This is a genomic window from Flavobacteriales bacterium, assembly GCA_019694795.1.
Lineage (GTDB): Bacteria > Bacteroidota > Bacteroidia > Flavobacteriales_D > UBA2798 > UBA2798.
On the sequence record JAIBBF010000001.1, the window covers coordinates 69,859 to 88,891 of the forward strand.

Below are 19,033 nucleotides of genomic sequence, written 5' to 3' on the forward strand. Positions count from 1 at the left end.
AATGATTAAAACGATTGGATGAGTTCCGGATGAGGATATTTAAATTCAAAATTTAATCGCTGCCTGAGTTTTCGATTACTGATTTTCCGGTCAGGAAGTTCTTCATCCGAAAATTGAGGCGGCTCTAAATGTAAACGCAAAGCTGCATTTGTATAGAAAATTTCACGCGAAGGAAAAGGTTCACTTACCACATTCAATACCTCTCCAAAATAATCCTGTTCAATCACCTGCTTGATAACTTCTACCACATCATCGCGGTGAACCAGATTAACCGATGCATTTTTTCCGGCTACATTTTTTTTACCCGCTAAAAATCGACCCGGATCTCTACCTTCACCGATTAGTCCACCACAACGTAAAACCGTGACCTTTCCGGGAAAAAATTCCATCAACCATTTTTCAGATTGCAGCAATGGACTATCTTCTTCAGGTAAAAAAGAATAAGACTCTGTAAATTCTTCTTCTTTGGAGGGATAAACAGACGTTGAACTGATGTATATTATTTTACCCTGAAATGAAATTTCATTCAAGAAACGACAGAATTGTTGTATGACCGAAGGAAATAAATCGGCATTCACTGAACGAAATGGAGGAAAAGCAATAACTAAAACATCCACCTTAAAAAATTCCGGATCACTGCATTCAAATCCCTCTTCACTGAGATTTACATAAAAGGAATGATGGTGATCACATACTTTGTTTCGGGTAGAATAGTGAATGGATCCCCCTTCACTTTTCCAGCGCTCATAAAAAGCAGATCCTAACCAACCTTTACCCAATATAGCTAATCTCTTCTTCATGCGAATTCCCGTTGAAGTACATGGCGTGCATCGTCGGCACCTACACAGGAATAAAAATTCTTCTCATTTCCGATAATCCAAAAACGATCGGCAGTTTGAAGAGCAAGTTCAGTTTCGTGGGTAGAAAAAATAAATAATCTTCCACTTTCCTTCGCACTCTTCTTAATCAGATTAGCTACCGTTCGGCGTGCAGAGAGATCTAAAAAAGCAGTGGGTTCATCCAACAACACAATCGGTGTATCTTGTGCCAGTGCACGTGCAATCATCACCCGCTGTTTTTCTCCATCACTTAACTGATCCACCTTACGAAATGCAAGCTGACTTAATCCCGTTTCTTCCAGTACTTTTTCGATCTGCAATAAATCTGATTCAGCTAATTTTCCCCGCCATCCGGTATACGGAAAACGACCTAATGAAATTAATCCGTACACATCCATTTCTCCCATTTCAGGCACCGAAGTAAGCACCACACTTACCTGTTGCGACCAATCTGCAGGATTAAATTGTTTTGTATTTTTTTCATTGATAAAAACATCACCCGACAAGGGTGAATGTATCCCACTGATAATTTTTAGTAAACTTGATTTACCGGAACCATTTGCACCCATTAATGCCACAACGTTCCCCTGCTCTACCGAAAAATTTAAATCATTCAGTAGGACATGATCCTCCTTACTATTCCGGTATCCCACTTGCAAATGTTCTCCCTTCAGCATCATTCCACACCTCCCTTGTATTTAAATTTTCCAAGAATGACTAAAATAACAACAGGTGCTCCAATGATGGAAGTAACCGCATTAAGCGGAAGTGCCTGCTCGAAAATAGGTAATCGGCTAAGCATGGAACAAATCAAACTTAACAATGCACCTCCTGCAATAACTGCGGGAATTAAAATGCGATGATCGCCACTGCTTATTAATCGCTTTACCAAATGGGGAACCGCAATTCCAATGAATGCGATGGGTCCGCAAAATGCCGTTACAATGGCCGTGAGTAAACCGGTTGTAAAAATGGTACTTCTGCGAATTCCCGATGGAGAAACACCCATACTTCGCGCATAGGTTTCACCCAGAGTCCACACATTCATTTTTCCTGCAATTAAAAAAACAGGAACGAGCGTGAGAATAATTCCACCGGCGAATAAAAAGGACTGCTTGAGATCGGTACCCGAAAAAGAGCCCATTCCCCAAAACACAAATTGTTGTAATCCTTCTTTTGCTGCCATGTGTTGAATTAAATTCACCAATGCACCAATTAAATAAGCCAGCATCATTCCTGCAATGATTACCGTAACAGGATTACGGGCGGTTTTTGCAAACAAAGAAATGATAAGCATAACAAGAAGTGCACCGATAAAGGAAGATGAAATCAGCAATGCATTTCCGGATAAAAATGAAAATTCAATATTCATCCAATCGGCACCCATCAATACAATAGCAACTCCTAAAATGGAGCCGGAAGAAATACCAAGCACATCGGGTCCCGCCAATGGATTTCTAAAATAAGTTTGAAGTAAAAGTCCGCCAACCGCGAGTCCCGCTCCTGCAAAAACCGCTGTGATACTCTGTGGCAAACGCGTTTCCAGAATAATAAAATCCCATGCCCTGCGTGAAGATTCTCCTCCCGTTAACACCGAAAAAACTTCGGAAAGAGGAATGGTAACGGATCCGATTAAAAGATCCGCCAGGAAAAACAGGGGGACCAATACATAAAGGATAAGTATAATTCGCTTATACTTTTTCTGTTGTTGCAGGTATGTGGACTTAATTCCACTCATTGCAAACGATAAAAATATTTTGGCTTATAATTTTTCACCAACTCAGGATGGAGAAAATAAACCAGGTCTTTTAATACAATTTGCGGCTCGGCAACTGCTTCTCCGAAATAATCACTTTCAAAAGTATTGCAGAACAACACTTGTTTATTCTTAAACGCATCAAATTCGGCATAGCGACTATCTTCTGCCTGCAATTTATCAAGTGTATATTTTCCATTATTGGCACCTACAATAATCCACCACTCCGCATGCAAAGCTTTTTCCACCACATGTTCCATTTCTAACTGGAGGACATTATTATGCGCATCATCACCCCACAAATAAACTGCTCCGGCATCCTGCATCATTGCAGCTGCAAAACTTTTTCCACCCGGAACATGCCATTCGCCATTAAATGCCTTACCGGAAAAAATTGCCGGTTTTCGCTGGGCTGATTTTGCCTTGTTCAATAATGAATTGTATTCTTCCTCTACAAATGAAAAATAATGATTCGCTTCTTCTTCCTTATTAAAAAATAAAGCGAAAAATTTAATCCACTCCGCTTTACCGAGGGGACTCATCTCTAAATAATCGCTATTGTAAACAATAGGAATTCCTGCTTTTTTAAGCGAAGAAAAATCCATGCCTTCGTAAGGATAGACCATTAACATCTCGGGGTATAAGTCAACAATGCTTTCTTTATTTAAATCTGTTTCCGTTCCAATCTCTTTCACTTTTCCTTCTTTAATGCGCTTTAAAATTTTTTCATCTTTCACATAACGCATTCCGGAAAACCCCACGAGTTTATCTTCGAGATCGAGGTGACTTAAAAACGGCAAATGCGTGGTGGAAACACAGGCCAGATTTAATACGGGTATTTCAATGACCACTTCATCACTGGCAGCTTCATAGGGACGTCCCCGCTCCACGAGAAGGTATTTTCCAAATGGTTTTCCCGGATTTTGCGGATCCAGCACCTGCACTTTTTTGTAAGTGGGGAAATATTCAACTTTAAATCCGGAGGCGTATTTTATGTCGACCTTATTCTGAAATAGATTGATCGTATCCGCCGGATTTGCATAAGGAGTTTCCTTCGCTGTTTTTTCATTGCGAATGCAGGAAGTAAAACTCCCGATCAACAACAGTAAAAAAATCCGAAACTGAATACGCACTTTTATTTAATCTTATTAAAATCCAATTCTGTAAAATCAAAATCCGGATTTGGAATATCAATCATTAAACTGATTACTTTTTTCTTTTCCTTATCCACATTAAAATGTACTTCTCCACGCGGAAGACTTGGATGCTCCGGCAATACAATGGTATAAACATCCTCCTCCCAATGTTCGAGATAACCGTACATGGTTGGAGTGTGTTGTAATTTCAAAAAGAGTTTTCCATCCTTTATATCAACTCTGCAATTTCCATATACATTACCGGAATAGAGTCCAACATAATCCTTCAATTCCAAACTTGCCGTAAGGTGTTTTTTACGTGCCTTTTCTTTTTCTTTGGTTTTATCTTCCACATATTTTTCATAGCCCTTTGCAAACTCAAGATAAGTAGCGCTCCAATCATTTGCTTCCGGATCGCCAATTACAAAATCGAGAATCTGATACATCAGTGCATAAGGAAGTGTAGTAGCAGAATTGGATAAAATCACCACTCCGAAATTTAATTCCGGAATTAAAAAAGTGTGTGAAATCATTCCATCCAGTCCACCACTGTGATTCACGATTTTATAACCGTAATAATCGAACAGATCCCAGCCTAATCCATAGGCACTAAAATGCTTGCTGGGATGAAGTCGCTCCGAGAATGCGCTTACATTATCGATGGTTTGTGGCAACCACATTTCGCGCGAAACACGTTCCGACCAATACGTTTTTTCATTCCACTTACCGTGATTCAATTGCAAACGCAACCAGTTCACTAAATCATTGGTACAGGAATTTATTCCGCCTGCAGGAGCCATGTTATCCCAGTTCACATAAGGAATCGGAACCCATTTTCCATTTACTTTGGCATGTGGCAAGGCTACATTTTCATCTTTCTTTTGCGAACGGATACTTGAATTGGTCCGCTTCATTCCCAAGGGCTCAAATATTTCCGTTTTTAAAAACTGATCAAACGATTTCCCATAAACCTCCGCCAATAATTCACCGGCGGTGAGGTACATGATGTTGCTGTAACCATAACTGGCACGAAATCCAAATGCAGGTTTTAAAAAGCGTGCACGTTCAATTATTTCTTTGCGTGAATGTTCACTCCCGTACCAGATTAAATCGCCGGAAAATGTTTTTAGTCCACTGCGGTGACATAACAAATCACGCACGGTCATTTCCTGTGTAACATAATCGTTATACATCCGGAAATAAGGAAGGACATCAATCACCTTCGAATCCCATTCCAATTTTTTCTGATCCACCATCATAGCAATTCCCGCAGCAGTAAATGCTTTGGTATTGGAGGCGATTCCAAAAAGCGTATTACCGTCGACCGCTTGTTCACTTTCTGAACTGATGGTTCCATATCCTTTTGATAAAATAACGGAATCGTTAAACACAATACCCACGGCCACACCCGGACAATCCCATTCTTTTCTCGCTTTGTCGATATAAGCATCAATCCGGGAAATATTTACCTGTTGCCCGATGGATAATAAGGGGAACAGTACTGCTAGAATATTCAATATACGTTTCATCTTCTTAAGGCTTTAAATGATTGGATTTCGCCATAAACACACATAGCTTCCACAACATTCGTGCCCCAACGTTGGCATTCCATTCGGTATCTCCGGGAGCAACTTCATTTAAATCGAATCCTATAATGGTTTTTCCTTCGCGTACTAAAGAGCGGAATAGATAAACCGCCTGCTCGAATTCGAGTCCGCCCGGCACTGGTGTTCCGGTACCCGGACATAATTTCGGATCTAATCCATCGATATCGAAACTGATGTACACTTTTTCGGGTAGTGTTGAAACAATGTCATCCACCACAGCCCTCCAGCTTTTGCCTTCGTACTGTGCCGTTTTCATATCGCTATCGTAAAAGACTTTTACCCGTCCGTTACTTGCAGCGGCAAGATCCGCTTCCTGTTTACAAAAATCGCGAATACCTACTTGCACCAATCGTTGCACTTGCGGGTATTTTAATGCGTTAAACATCACCGAAGCGTGCGAGTAGGAAAATCCTTCGTAAGCATCACGCAAATCCATGTGCGCATCAATTTGCAGAATACCGAAGTGTTCATGTTTTTCTGTCAACGCTTCAATTAAACCAAGCGGGGTACTGTGGTCGCCACCTAAAAGCGCAACCATTTTACCATCCTTCATCATGCTCAGGCATTTTTCCTTTACACGATTTTTCAGCATTTCGCAGGAAGCATTTATCTCTTCGAGAACAGTTGAAAATTCATCATTCGTTTCCACTTTTCCGCCATTTTCCAGGAAGTCGATATACGATGTGCTTTTTAATCTCAACTGATCACTGAGATCGCGTATTTCGGTACTGATCGGTGTTAAATGAAATCCGATTTTCCAGGCATCCTGTAAATCTGAATCGAAAAAATCCAATTGAGGAGAAGCATCCAAAATGGCAGAAGGACCATCCGCTGTGCCATCGCTGTATGAAACCGTTACATCCCAGGGAACGGGAAGAATCGTTAGGCGACTGTGCTCGTAATTAAAAGGCAATCCGAATAGATTTCCGTTATTCTGACCAACACCATCCGGATTAAAGGATTGAATAATCTCTTCTTTGCTCGACATGAATTTTTTTTATCGGGCTAAATTAGGAAACTAAAAGGAAAAAAAGCCAATTCACCAAAGGTGATGATGAACAATTACTCCACTTCGTGAATGGCATCGATGCGGGAATAAACCCGGTAACTGATTCCCACTATAAATCCACCTGCACCCTGCTCCAGCATTTGCCAGATTAAATCAATCACCGCGTGATGCAATCCTTTGGCATGATAAGAAAATCCAAGAATAAACACGATGAGGAACATGAGAAAACCAAGGACAGCTCCAATGGAAATAAATCGAAAAAGACCTGCGTCTTCATGACGAAAATGGGAAGCAAGAAAATTTAACATGGCTGCAATTCCCAAATAAGCAATCAGCGATAAAGCCAAAAATACCCGGTGATCATAAGGGATATTTTTAATATCGTTCAAAATCACCCCGTGCCAAAACAGCGATAAGCCCATCATCAGAAAGGCCGCAAGTAACCAGCTGATCATAAAGCGTTTGGTATTCAATTCGGGAAACATGCTGCAAAAATAGGATAGATTCGGCCAATTCCAAATCTAAAATCCACGAAAGCAAGGCTTTAAATGATAAAAATCAGGGTTTTCCTGTTCATCATCCGTCTCAACCTTTACCTCAGCAGGTCCTCGTTGTATAAGGCCTTTTCGTTATATTCGTTCTCTATGAAAATGAAATTTCTTTTTCTCTCTCTTTTGCTGATTTGCGGATTTTATTCCTGCAAAAGAGAATTGGAACAACCCTCCTGGGAAGTGGGAGTGGTAGGACCCGTCTTCCATTCTTCACTTGGCCTTAACGATCTGTTGGCCGATAGTTTAATTCAGGTAAATCCCGATAGCAGCATCACCCTGGTGTATAGCGGAAATATTTACAAACTGGCTTTGGATACGCTGCTTAATTTGCCGGACACCACCATTGCCGACACCTTCCAGTTACCGGCTATTGTTCCTTCTGTAAACGTAGCACCCGGAGCGCAGTTGTTTAGTCAGACCGACGAACAACATTTTAATGCGCAGGGCGTAGAGCTCACACAGATCGACCTCGAGCGTGGATTTTGTTATGTAACTGTATTCAGCACCATTGATCAGCCGGTTGATTTTACCTATGAAATTTTATCCGCAACTAAAAACGGAAATCATTTTTCAACCGTCATCACAGTTCCCGCAGGAAGTGTTGCAAATCCGTCATTCACTACTTCGGTGCTGGACCTTCAAGGTTATAGTTTCGATATGATTGGTCAGTCAGGAACCGATTTCAATGCCTACTCAACCAAAATTGTAATCCGCATGTCGAACCAGGCACAACCTACGCAGGTTCACAATTACGACAAAGTCATCATTTCTTCCACCTACTCCGATTTATTTCCTTCCTATGCACAAGGCTATTTCGGACACCGGACCGAATCCATTCCCGGAGAATCAACGGCCTTTGATCTGTTCGAAAAAATAATTTCCGGAAGCATCGATATCAATCAGGTCGATGTGAACCTCGTTATCCGAAATTACGTTGGTGCAGATGCACGGATCACCATTCAGCAATTACAGGCATCACGCGGTGCTACAAGCATTGATCTGAATCATTCCATCATTGGCTCCACCATCAACATCAATCGTGCAACTGATCCCAACGGATATCCCGTTCCGTATAACTACAGTGTACACATGGATAACGGGAATTCCAACATCGATCAAATCATCGAATTGTTGCCTACACAATTTACCACCAGCCTTGAAATGGAAATTAATCCGCTCGGCAATGTGGCGGCACATCATGATTTCATTTACGGGTCACACACTGTGGAAGCAGATTTAAATGTTGAACTTCCGCTTTCGCTGATTGCAAATGAACTTACCTTGGTCGACACCCTGCATTTAAGTTTGAGCAAAGGCGAAAATGGATATGTAACCGAAGGAAATTTTACGCTCGACATTGAAAACGGATTTCCATTTGCCGGCGATTTGCAATTGTATTTTATGGACGGCAATGGTACCCCTACCGACTCGATTGTTGTTCCCAATAGTTTCAGCGCGGGAATTACAAACGGAAGTAACATCGTTATTGCGAATAGTCATTCACAAATTCAGGTTCATCTTAACACTTCGCAAATGGATCGTTTATATGCAGGCGATGATGTATTACTGAAAGTAAAATTTTCCACCTCCAGCTTATTGCAGCACGTCGATATTTATGATTATTACAAAATCAACATCGATCTGCGCGGCAACTTCAACTACCACATCGGAAAACCATGAAAAACTGCTTCCTACTCCTTCTGATTTTTGTTGGAACAGCTGCGCATGCACAACGCCTTAACGAAAATCTTTTTCTACCTGCCGAAGGCCAAAAGCATTTGGTTCGGATAGATGGATCCGGCTATTTTTTATCGGGCGATCTGAAAAAAGAATTCACCGATAAATTTATCCATGGCGGATTTATCGATTCCACTTTAAAGTCCGATGTACGCAACGATTTGAAAAAAGAAAATCGCGCCGGAGCAGAAATTGAATATGGCATCAGCTATTACAACTACGGAAAACAGATTTTTGGTCGGCCCGACTGGTCCTGGTTCGCCGGTATTTCTTCGCATGAATTTTACAATGGAAGTTTCAGTAAAGATTTGTTTTCATTGGTGTTTTTTGGAAACCGTGAGTTTGCAGGCAAAACAGCAGAATTAGCTCCACTCCATTTCAATAGCATTTCATTCAGCAAACTGAGTTGGGGTGTGTTTTCGAAAAGCACGCAGTCTTCCATTTCCTTATCGCTCGTTGCGGGACACCAATTCTCCAGTTTAGAAACTTCCAAAGCCGATTTATACACAGCGGCCGACGGTTCTGCTTTGGCATTAACGTTAAATGAAAATTATTACCGTTCCGACAGTAGTGCAACAAGTGGAATAGCATTAAACGGCTGGGGGGCGGCAACCGATATGGTATTTAATTTTAATACCGGAAAAAACAGAAGTGTAAAATTGAATCAGTCATTCAGACTTACACTTCGCAATTTCGGATTTATCCGATGGAACAGTTCCAGTTTATATCAGCATAAGGACAGCAGTTATTCTTACACAGGATTTGAAGTGAACAATCTGTTAAATGGCGTAAGCGATCCTTTTGCATCGACGAATTTACAGGACACCCTCGGCATCCGGTATGAGCAAAAAATGGTGACTCAATTTTTACCCTTTACATTTAGTCTGGAAGCAACCACCATCACCTTCACCGAAAAGAAAATTCAACCATTTTACGGAGTGCGTTTAAGAGCAAATGCCAATTACAAACCGATGATACACCTAGGTATGCAATACAATCCCAAAGAACATATTGCACTTAGTTTATACGGAGCGTTTGGGGGGTATGGCGGATTCCGTGCAGGAATTAATGCCAATGCAAAAATCGGACAACACCTGCAATTGGGAATTTACACCGGAAATGTAACGGGATGGTTTTTAAAAAAATCATACGGAATGGATTTAGGAATTAATTTAATGGCTGCATTCTGATGAAAAAATTTGTGATTTTGTTTTTGTGTGCAATCACCTTTCAGCTGAAAGCACAATTTGTATTTCAAAAAGTAATTGGAAATGCCAATTCGAGTTTTGCACGCGATGTGATTCAGTTGCAGGACACCAATTATTTAATCACCGGCGCTTCGAGCGGTTATGGAGATTATACCGCCAATGCATTCCTTATGAAAATCGACCAGCAGGGAAATCACATGTGGACTAAAAATTTTGGTGGAAGCAATGCCGACTGGGCCATGCAATTGGTAGAAGAAAGTGATAATAGTATTGTATTTGCAGGTTACACCAATAGTTTTGGTAATGGAGGTTATGATATCTGGGTGGTAAAAACTGATGAAAACGGAAATGTAATCTGGTCGAAAACCTACGGTGGAAGCGATTGGGATTTTGGATACAGCATTATTAAAACGATCGACAACAATTATCTGATTGCCGGAGAAACCTACAGTTACGGCAGTGGAAATAACGATGCATTTTTATTAAAAATAAATCAGAGCGGCGATTCACTCTGGATGAAAACCTATGGAGAAAGTGACCTTGATCTGGCACGTGAAGTAGTTACACTTCCTGATGGAAAATTTGTTTTTACCGGTACCAAACGATCTCCCGCGCAAAATTACACGGATATCTGGGTGGTAAAAACCGACGATCTTGGCAATATGGAATGGGAACAAACCTATGGATCGCCCTTAAATGATGAAGGCCATTCATTGGTGCTGGCACAAAACCTAACGGATTTTATTATTGGAGGAACTGTTGATACCATGCCTTCCAAAAAAATTGATCAGTACTATTTTAAAATCGATGCCTACGGAAGCGAAATCTGTTCCTCGATTTATGGTGGTCCCGAAAATGAAACCACGCATGATGTGTGCGAACGCTATAATGGAAACGGATACATTGCCGGCATGACGCTTTCCTATGGAACCGGATTCGGAGATATGATTGTTTACTATCCCGGAAGCAACTGCCTGTGGACGGGTGGTCCTACCCTCGGAACAGTAGACCGCGATGAAGCATGGAGTATTAAAGAAACGCTCGACAGTGGTTATATTGTAGTGGGAGAAACAGAATATGGTCCCGGCTACACCAACATTTACGCGATTAAGGCGGGTCCAACCTTATACATCGATCCCAACCTGGTCACCTATTTCGATATTTCTGCAACCGAAGAAATAACTTCCTTTCATTTTACGATTTACCCCAACCCTGCCAGTGATAAAATTCAATTGGATTTCGGAAATACTTCCGGTAAAAAGCTCCTTGAAATTTATGACCTGAGCGGGAAATTATGTCAAAGCGGAAGCAGTAATCTCAACCGCGTAGAGGTAGAAGTTTCAGGTTTAAATGCAGGAATTTACTTTGTAAAAACCATGGTGGAAGAAACTGGAATCAGCACCACCCAAAAGCTGGTGATCCGCCATCAGGAATGAGCAATGAAATAATAATTTATTTCTTTTTCATACTGCTCAATAAAATCTGTTTTAGAAAGTGCTTTCCCTCCTTGAATAAAATTTTCCAGAAGAGAAATTTTCATTCCGGAATGATCGAAAAAGTTAAAGACATCTTCCGGTGTAGTTTTGTAAAATTCCGAAGCACCTTTTCCGTGTTCAAAAATTACCACCGGTTTCCATTGTTCAATAATGCGATGTGCACCTTTTAACACTCCCAGCTCACCGCCCTCTACATCAATTTTAATGAGATGTACAGGTGTTTTTTCCGGGATGATGTCATCGAGTTTTTCAATTTTCACCTTGATTTCTTCAATGCGCTCTTCGCCGGTATATTGACGTTTTTTTAATCCCGAATAAGCCGGATTCGATTTCACATATTGAAAAGTGGTCTCCCCTTTCGCGTCGGCCAATGCCATTTCAAACACTTTTGCATTGGGGAATTTACTTCGCAGTTTATGGGCAAAAACAGGAATAGGCTCGAAGCAATAGTGTGTTCCATTTGGAGCAAAACGAATCATTTCCTTTAAAATATCACCATCGTGACCACCCACATCCACTGCATTGGAATCCTTATGCAAAACCCTCCGCATAACCTCAAGCGTTTGCGCATCATAACGCTGATTCCTCGAGAACCGGATAGGCAGCACTTTTAACAGGCCCTTGATTAAATTTTTGAGTTTCCTCTTCACGTTTTATTCCTTCCAAACAGAAGCACGAAGTTATAAAAAGCCTTTTAATCTCATTATCGACTGAAAATCAGTAAAATAGATTATTTTTCGATAAATTATCGATTTAGTTCGACAAAAAGGATGAAAATTGAAACAAATATTCATTTTTAGGGTATAAACACTTGACTTGTGTCTATAAACCTATTATTTTTGTCGACAGATATTCGAAATTAATCGATAAGTATGCTTTATTTCATCATTTTATTGTTGATTCTTGGTGTGGTTCTGGGGATGTTTGCTCTTGCAAAAGGAGAGGGAAACAAGTACTCAAGAAATAATATGAAATCAGATCGTGGCGACGATCATTTCAATTCTTTTACGTTATAAGAATCAGATTATTTTTTCAACGCGTCCCTTAGCCAGGAATGCATCAATGAGCGAGCGGTATTCGGTACCGATGGCCACGTAACGGATAAACATATCCAGGTCCTCCGTACTACTTATACTCTGTTGCGAAGGAAAATAACCCCAACCAACCTGATCCTCTGCAACGCGCACAACTATTTTAGTGCTGCGGTCGGGTCCTTTGTCGATTAAATAATGTAAAGGTTTACTCAACATAATTTTGCGGTGAGCGAGCGGACGATAACGGCGGTTAAACATCGGTTTTAATCGTCTTATTTCCGACATCTCCATCAACAAGGCCAGCAGTTCACTACCTGTTATTTCGAATGAAACATCTGCTATGGAATTTCTTAATTCAAAAGCCTGGCGTGAATTTCCTTTGGTTAAATGATGCAGTACTTTTTTCCGGATGTTGGTTCCTCCGCCCACATAAATCACATCCTGATTGCTATCGTGCAAAAAATAAACACCTGTTCGCTCCGGAATATTTTCGAGCATACGATCTGCTTTCGGATCACCGGTAAAACGAGGAGAACCTTCTTCAATCAGACTTAATAAATCGGGTTTATGCTGACCATATAACAAATGAAACAACTCCATGGTAGCCAAAGCATCACCGCCGGCGCGGTGACGATGTTCAATTTCAATATTGAGTTCCTTGCACAAATTTCCCAATGAATATGAAGGATAACCCGGAATTAATTTTCGGCTCGATTTTACGGTGCACAACAATTGACGGTGGAATTCCATTCCCAATTCGCGGTACTCATGGCGGATCATACCGTAATCGAAAGCCACATTATGCGCTACAAAAACGGCGTCCTTGGTAATCAATGCCAATTGTGAAGAGATATCCTGAAAGCGGGGAGCAGATGCTACCATTTCATCACTGATTCCGGTAAGCTTCGTTATAAAAGAAGGAATGTGTTGCTCGGGGTTCACCAGTGTGATGAATTGATCCACCACTTTTTTTCCATCGCTTAGGTATACAGCAATCTCCGTAATGCGAGACTGTTGCGGGGAACCTCCGGTGGTTTCGATGTCGACAATGGCAAACATGTACTCAAATATAATAATTACGGAACAGTTAGCTGAATTATTAACTTTGAACGATGCTTCAAAAATTGTTCCATCTCCCAAACAGAATCTCAGCACTGGCACTTTTGGTGGTGATGATTTTTTCTATCGGGTATTTTTCCAAAATCAAAGCCTGGGCAGGAAGAGATGTTTTTATGTGGGATGTGAGTTCCTATTATTGGTTCTTACCCGCCATCTTTATTCATCATGATCCGGCATTGCATTTTACCGATGGAAAAGAAGGAGAATACAATGCGCATCACAAATATTTTGCAGAGCGAACACCGGAAGGAAATAAAGTGAACCGGTACACCATGGGCACGGCCATTATGTATTCACCTTTCTTTTTCGCTACACTGGCCTACGATAAAATCCGCGGAGCAGAAATCAATGAATTCAGTACCGATTATGAATTCATGATCAGTCTTGCTGCCCTAGTGTATGTGATGCTCGCTCTGTTGCTATTGCGAAATGTATTACTCCGTTTTTTTAGCGACACCGTAGTGGCTTTAGCCATTATCATTTTACCGATGGCCACCAATTTACTTTTCTACTATACGGTAGAAGGGGGTATGACCCACGCTTATTCATTTTTTCTTTTTTCGGCTTTGGTTTGGCTGACTGTTCATTGGTACGAATCGAAAAAAACGAAACATGCCATTCTACTTGGAATTGTTTTGGGACTCATTTTCCTCGTTCGTCCTACCAACATCATCGCCGGTTTATTTTTTGTTCTTTACGATATCCACTCGATTGCTGATTTAACTGCCCGGTTAAAATTATTTTTTGTTGTCCATTGGAAATCGACCCTAATCATTTCTTTATCCCTGCTGCTGGCCGTTTCTCCGCAATTCATTTACTGGAAATATGTTTCCGGACATTGGTTTTTTTACGGGTATGGACGAGAACGCTTTTTCTTCAATAACCCGCATCCTCTGGAAGGATTTCTTAGTTACCGAAAAGGATGGCTGGTGTATACACCAATCATGATTTTTTCAATCATTGGTATGCTGATGCTTCGCAAAAAACATGCATTTGCGATTGCTGTGCCCGTGTTTTTCCTAATCAACAGTTATATTGTTTTCAGTTGGTGGAGCTGGTGGTATGCAGGTGGATTTGGTCAGCGTGCCCTCATTGAAAGTTACCCCTTAATGATTTTACCTTTTTGCGTTTTTATGCAATGGCTGTTTGATAAAAAGAATAAAGTAATTATTGCCTCCTATCTGGTAGTGGTAGCCTTTGCCGTGCATGTGAATTTAGTTCAAACCCGTCAATACCGCGTTTGCTTTATTCATTGGGATAGCATGACGAAGGAAGCTTATTGGGCGGTGTTTTTGAAAAACGGTGTACCGCCGGATTATGATAAAATGTTGAAAGCCCCCGATAATGAAAAGGCCTTAAACGGAGAAGACGAATACGAATTCTCTCCTTTTAATTAATTACCCAAACTTCTTAAATCGCGCGCAAAACGTGCAATCAATTCACCTTCCTGATTCGAAGCCGTTGGGAAAGCATCTGCCACCTCCTGAAGGATATCGAGAAAATTCCATTTCATTCCCGGTGTGAGGTATTGCTCGCCCGTTTTAAAGGCATCCATCCCCCATTTGTAAGCCGTTTCGAAATCGATTTTATCGTGCTGCATCACCTGGAAAATAATATCGGCTAGATCGTAATCTGCATCAATTTTGGCAATTCCTTCTTTCATGATGCGATGAAGGGTTTCGCTTTCACTGCGCTGAACTTTTCCGTCGATATCGGCCACTGCATATGCAATTAAACCTAATCCGTAAAACAAATGTTGTCTGGAATCCATAGTAGCAATATTTCTCTGTAAGGTAGCAATTTTTTACTTTCGTGAAAAGAAAAAACATGTTTACACGCATTGTTAAACTCACCATAAAACAAGAACACATCAGCGATTTCGAATCCCTGTTTGAACGGTATAAAAACGATATCCGCAATCAGAAGGGATGCAAAGGATTACGTTTACTGCACGACAAAAACGATCCGCGGATATTTTTCACCTACAGTCACTGGCAACTCGATGCCGATTTAGAAAACTACCGCAATTCGGAATTATTTGCTGTTGTTTGGGGAACCACCAAACGTTATTTCGATGCTAAAGCAGAAGCCTGGAGTGTTAACGAAATGGTGACTCTAGACTAATTCTTTTTCTCCCTTAACACCATGCGTGCCGTGTGGCGACTTTTTTGCACCACTAATTCCTCTTTACCTTTCGTCAACATATCCATCGTTGGCTGATCATAATGACGAATCGTTACCAGCTCAACATTTTCATTGTACTTTACTTTGTAATTTTCCTGCAGGCGTTTTAGCAAATCAGGGAATTTATCCTCATTAAAATCTACACAAACCGAAAAACTCAAGGCAGAATTCTGCATCAGGTTTACACGTACACCGAGTGATGCAAATGCATCAAAAATATCACGCAGATTTTCTTCTACAATGAATGAAAAATCTTTGGGCAAAATGGAAATCAGAATTTGATTCGATTTAAAAATAAAGGAAGGAACCAAATGATCATATTCTTCCGAAGCCTGAATAACAGTTCCTTTATCACCCGGTGATAAAAATGATTTTACATAAAGTGGAATTCCTTTATTCTGCAGCGGCTTAATGGTTTTCGGGTGAATAACGCTTGCGCCGTAATAACTCAGCTCGATGGCTTCGCGAAATGAAATTTTATCAAATTTTACGGCTTTATCATACCTGCGCGGATCGGCATTCATAACGCCTGCAACATCTTTCCAGATGGTGACATCTTTCGCATCGAGTAAATAAGCTAAAATTGCAGCGGTATAATCCGAACCTTCCCTGCCGAGGGTTGTCGTTAATCCAATGGTGGTACTACCAATAAATCCCTGCGTTAAGGCCACTCTTCGTCCGATGGCTCCAATATAAAACGGAATCAGGTTTTGATTAACCAGTTTCTGACTCGCTTCCCAGTCCACTCTTCCTTCACGAAAGGTGCTATCGGTACGAACCAGTGTGCGCGCATCGAACCAGGTATTTTCTACGCCTTGTTCATTGAGAAAATGAGATACGATTACGGACGACAAAACCTCGCCCTGCGAAACAATCTGATCGTATACCAAATCGTAATTGGCAGAAGCAGTTACTTCGAATCGTTTTCGGATATCGGCAAAAACTTTATCTATGGCAGCATACACCGGTTTTGTACGGTCAGCGGCAAACAAGTCGTCCATTTCCTGATAATGGTAGCTTCGGATTTGTTCCAGAATTTCATCCTTATTGCCTTTGGATTTAGCATAGGCACGTGTTAGATCTTCGAGTGCATTGGTCGTTTTTCCCATAGCAGAAACCACCACGGCAATATGTTCATTGGGAAACAATTTCATGATCTCCGCTACATTGCGGATTCCCTTTGCATCGCGAACACTCGCACCACCGAACTTAAAAACTTTCATAACGATTAAATAAGCGAATAGGATGTTTGTTGCAATTGATCAAATGTCAGTTTCCCATTTACCCATTCCGGATCGAGAACTGCATTGTATTTTTTATAAAAACGAATCGCCGGTTCATTCCAGTCGAGCACCTGCCATTCCATTCTGCGCACTTTTTCCTCTCTGGCCAGCGCTACTACAGCTTCAAATAATTTTGCACCGATTCCTTTACCGCGCATACTTTCCGTCACCACAATATCCTCCAGGAAAATACATTTCCCTTTCCAGGTCGAATATTTATAATACCAAATTGCAATTCCTTCTGTTTTTCCATTGACCTCGGCAACGAACAATCCAAATACAGGCGATGCTCCAAATCCATCTTTCAACATTTCCTCTACGGAATTTTCCACTTCAAGCGGAGCCTTTTCATACAATGCCAATTCCTTCACCAGTTCCAATGCTCTGGGGATATCGGCAGCCGTACCTTTTCTCACCTTTATTTCCATGGCGCAAATATATCTTTTTTGTAGGCTGCTAAAAGGAGGAAAATCAGAAATGCCCTAGCAGAAAACAAAAAATCCCGATTCACAGAACCGGGATTTAAGGATGTTAATTTTATATTATTTTTTCTTTGGCGCTGGTCCCACCACTTTATTATTTCTTTTCTTCTCCTGCCATTTCTGATATTGATCAGCAGTTAAAATGGTTTTCATTTTTGCATCAAAACTTTCCTGAACAGCACTGTATTCTGCATGGTGTGCACGCTGCGCTTCTTTGTCGGTATACTGCGCATCTAAACCTTCCTTTGCAGTAATTTGGTCAAGTTTAGCAGCATAAACACGGTTTTTCTGCTCCGGAGTTAGATTGAGCTCCTTCAGCATGCGTCCGGCAAACTGTTCGGCGCGCTCTTCTTTAGAGGCTTGTTGCTGTTTAGGCTGATGGGTTTGTGCACTGTTCACTTCGGTTTTTACTTGTGCCATAGCAACACTGCTACCGATGAGTGCAACGAAAAGAAGAATAACTTTTTTCATAATCCGATTTTTAATCTCTACAATTTTACAAATAATATGCCCTTTTTTCAGGACGTTTGAAAAAAAGAATGAAAAAAACCGTCAAAAACCGATATTTGCAACATATATCCGGATTTATGAGCAAAATCAAAACCCTCGGCGAATTCATTATTGAGAAGCAAACCGACTTTCCCTTTGCATCGGGAGATCTCACCAAATTACTGAGTTCCATTCGTCTGGCGGCAAAAATCATTAACCGTGAAGTGAACCGGGCCGGTTTATCGGGCGATATTCTCGGTGCTGCCGGAACCGAAAACATTCAGGGGGAAGCGCAACAAAAACTGGATGTGTATGCCGACAATCAATTCATCTTCGCATTAAGGGCACGTGGTGAAGTATGTGCAATTGCGAGTGAGGAGAATGATGATTTTGTGGTTTTTGAGAATGAATTGTCCATGAACGGAAAATACATCGTTTTGTTCGATCCGCTCGATGGTTCTTCCAATATCGACGTCAACGTATCCATCGGAACCATATTTTCCATTTACCGTCGTCTTGACGATCATGCTCCTATCACTTTGCAGGATTTTCTTCAACCGGGATCTAAACAAGTGGCGGCTGGATATGTCATTTACGGTTCATCCACCATGTTGGTATATACCACAGGCAATGGAGTAAACGGATTTACGCTTGATCCTTCCATTGGAACGTTTTGTTTATCGCACCCGGATATTAAAATGCCGGTAGATGGAAAAATTTATTCCGTGAACGAAGGAAACATCCGCCAAATGGAAAAAGGAGTTCAGGATTATATTGCATATTGTCAGGAAGACGATAAAGCGACTTCTCGTCCCTATAGCGGCAGATATATCGGTTCATTGGTGGCCGATTTCCACCGCAACCTGATGAAGGGCGGAATTTATATTTATCCGGGCACCAGCAAAGCACCTGAAGGAAAATTACGTTTGCTTTATGAATGTAATCCTTTAGCGATGATTGCTGAGCAGGCCGGCGGAAAAGCAAGTAACGGAAAACAACGCATCCTCGATATTCAACCCAGTAAACTCCATCAGCGTGTTCCGTTTTTTGTGGGATCCAAAAACATGGTAGAAAAAGCAGAAGCATTTCTGAACGAAAAATAA

General features: G+C 41.1%; 19 protein-coding genes. 6 read left to right on the top strand and 13 right to left on the bottom strand.

Translation table 11 applies throughout. The features are described 5' to 3' along the window. Positions 1-5: 5 nt before the first annotated feature. From K1X56_00230 to K1X56_00260, 7 genes are all read right to left on the bottom strand, one after another. Positions 6-800 (bottom strand): hypothetical protein, encoded by a 795-nt coding sequence (locus tag K1X56_00230; protein ID MBX7093118.1) that lies wholly within the window; start codon positions 798-800, stop codon positions 6-8. Beyond that, positions 797-1,519 carry an ABC transporter ATP-binding protein gene (locus K1X56_00235; GenBank protein ID MBX7093119.1) on the bottom strand — a complete coding sequence of 241 codons (723 nt, stop codon included), beginning with the start codon at positions 1,517-1,519 and terminating at the stop codon, positions 797-799. Before K1X56_00235 ends, K1X56_00230 begins: the two co-directional genes overlap by 4 nt. Further along, the gene (locus tag K1X56_00240; GenBank protein ID MBX7093120.1) at positions 1,516-2,577 is read right to left on the bottom strand and encodes an iron ABC transporter permease; all 1,062 of its coding nucleotides are present in this window, start codon (positions 2,575-2,577) and stop codon (positions 1,516-1,518) included. The genes K1X56_00235 and K1X56_00240 overlap by 4 nt, the downstream gene beginning before the upstream one ends. Beyond that, positions 2,574-3,728 carry an ABC transporter substrate-binding protein gene (locus K1X56_00245; GenBank protein ID MBX7093121.1) on the bottom strand — a complete coding sequence of 385 codons (1,155 nt, stop codon included), beginning with the start codon at positions 3,726-3,728 and terminating at the stop codon, positions 2,574-2,576. The genes K1X56_00240 and K1X56_00245 overlap by 4 nt, the downstream gene beginning before the upstream one ends. A 2-nt stretch (positions 3,729-3,730) precedes the next feature. Beyond that, on the bottom strand, positions 3,731-5,260 hold the full coding sequence (locus tag K1X56_00250; protein MBX7093122.1) for a serine hydrolase: 1,530 nt from the start codon (positions 5,258-5,260) through the stop codon (positions 3,731-3,733). 4 nt (positions 5,261-5,264) lie between these two features. Further along, a complete protein-coding gene (locus K1X56_00255; GenBank protein ID MBX7093123.1) occupies positions 5,265-6,326 on the bottom strand; it encodes an agmatinase family protein in 1,062 nt (353 codons plus the stop codon). A 74-nt stretch (positions 6,327-6,400) separates the two neighbouring features. Continuing rightward, on the bottom strand, positions 6,401-6,832 hold the full coding sequence (locus tag K1X56_00260; GenBank protein MBX7093124.1) for a hypothetical protein: 432 nt from the start codon (positions 6,830-6,832) through the stop codon (positions 6,401-6,403). 159 nt (positions 6,833-6,991) lie between these two features. Between K1X56_00260 and K1X56_00265 the strand changes: the two genes are divergently transcribed. The 3 genes from K1X56_00265 to K1X56_00275 are packed head-to-tail and all read left to right on the top strand — an operon-like array spanning position 6,992 to position 11,279. Next, positions 6,992-8,578, top strand: a complete 1,587-nt coding sequence (locus K1X56_00265; GenBank protein ID MBX7093125.1) for a hypothetical protein — start codon at positions 6,992-6,994, stop codon at positions 8,576-8,578. Next, positions 8,575-9,825 carry a hypothetical protein gene (locus K1X56_00270; protein ID MBX7093126.1) on the top strand — a complete coding sequence of 417 codons (1,251 nt, stop codon included), beginning with the start codon at positions 8,575-8,577 and terminating at the stop codon, positions 9,823-9,825. Before K1X56_00265 ends, K1X56_00270 begins: the two co-directional genes overlap by 4 nt. Then, entirely contained in the window at positions 9,825-11,279 is a 1,455-nt protein-coding gene (locus K1X56_00275) for a T9SS type A sorting domain-containing protein (protein MBX7093127.1), read from the top strand. Before K1X56_00270 ends, K1X56_00275 begins: the two co-directional genes overlap by 1 nt. On the opposite strand, the gene K1X56_00280 is transcribed toward K1X56_00275, so the two are convergent. Then, positions 11,270-11,989: an FkbM family methyltransferase gene (locus K1X56_00280; protein MBX7093128.1), complete on the bottom strand. Its 720-nt coding sequence runs from the start codon at positions 11,987-11,989 to the stop codon at positions 11,270-11,272. The genes K1X56_00275 and K1X56_00280 overlap by 10 nt on opposite strands. 369 nt (positions 11,990-12,358) lie before the next feature. Then, the gene (locus tag K1X56_00285; protein ID MBX7093129.1) at positions 12,359-13,432 is read right to left on the bottom strand and encodes a ribonuclease H-like domain-containing protein; all 1,074 of its coding nucleotides are present in this window, start codon (positions 13,430-13,432) and stop codon (positions 12,359-12,361) included. A gap of 53 nt (positions 13,433-13,485) precedes the next feature. On the opposite strand from K1X56_00285, the gene K1X56_00290 reads away from it, so the two are divergent. Beyond that, positions 13,486-14,889 (top strand): hypothetical protein, encoded by a 1,404-nt coding sequence (locus tag K1X56_00290; GenBank protein MBX7093130.1) that lies wholly within the window; start codon positions 13,486-13,488, stop codon positions 14,887-14,889. On the opposite strand, the gene K1X56_00295 is transcribed toward K1X56_00290, so the two are convergent. Continuing rightward, positions 14,886-15,263 (bottom strand): hypothetical protein, encoded by a 378-nt coding sequence (locus tag K1X56_00295; protein MBX7093131.1) that lies wholly within the window; start codon positions 15,261-15,263, stop codon positions 14,886-14,888. The two genes, K1X56_00290 and K1X56_00295, sit on opposite strands and share 4 nt — an antisense overlap. A 56-nt stretch (positions 15,264-15,319) precedes the next feature. Between K1X56_00295 and K1X56_00300 the strand changes: the two genes are divergently transcribed. After that, positions 15,320-15,616: an antibiotic biosynthesis monooxygenase gene (locus K1X56_00300; GenBank protein ID MBX7093132.1), complete on the top strand. Its 297-nt coding sequence runs from the start codon at positions 15,320-15,322 to the stop codon at positions 15,614-15,616. On the opposite strand, the gene K1X56_00305 is transcribed toward K1X56_00300, so the two are convergent. From K1X56_00305 to K1X56_00315, 3 genes are all read right to left on the bottom strand, one after another. Further along, on the bottom strand, positions 15,613-16,899 hold the full coding sequence (locus K1X56_00305) for an aspartate kinase (GenBank protein MBX7093133.1): 1,287 nt from the start codon (positions 16,897-16,899) through the stop codon (positions 15,613-15,615). The two genes, K1X56_00300 and K1X56_00305, sit on opposite strands and share 4 nt — an antisense overlap. Positions 16,900-16,904: 5 nt before the next feature. Then, positions 16,905-17,387 (bottom strand): GNAT family N-acetyltransferase, encoded by a 483-nt coding sequence (locus tag K1X56_00310; GenBank protein MBX7093134.1) that lies wholly within the window; start codon positions 17,385-17,387, stop codon positions 16,905-16,907. Positions 17,388-17,501: 114 nt separating this feature from the next. Next, positions 17,502-17,912, bottom strand: coding sequence for a DUF4890 domain-containing protein (locus tag K1X56_00315; protein ID MBX7093135.1), 411 nt, complete (start codon positions 17,910-17,912; stop codon positions 17,502-17,504). A gap of 116 nt (positions 17,913-18,028) precedes the next feature. Between K1X56_00315 and fbp the strand changes: the two genes are divergently transcribed. Further along, positions 18,029-19,033 carry a class 1 fructose-bisphosphatase gene (gene fbp / locus K1X56_00320; protein MBX7093136.1) on the top strand — a complete coding sequence of 335 codons (1,005 nt, stop codon included), beginning with the start codon at positions 18,029-18,031 and terminating at the stop codon, positions 19,031-19,033.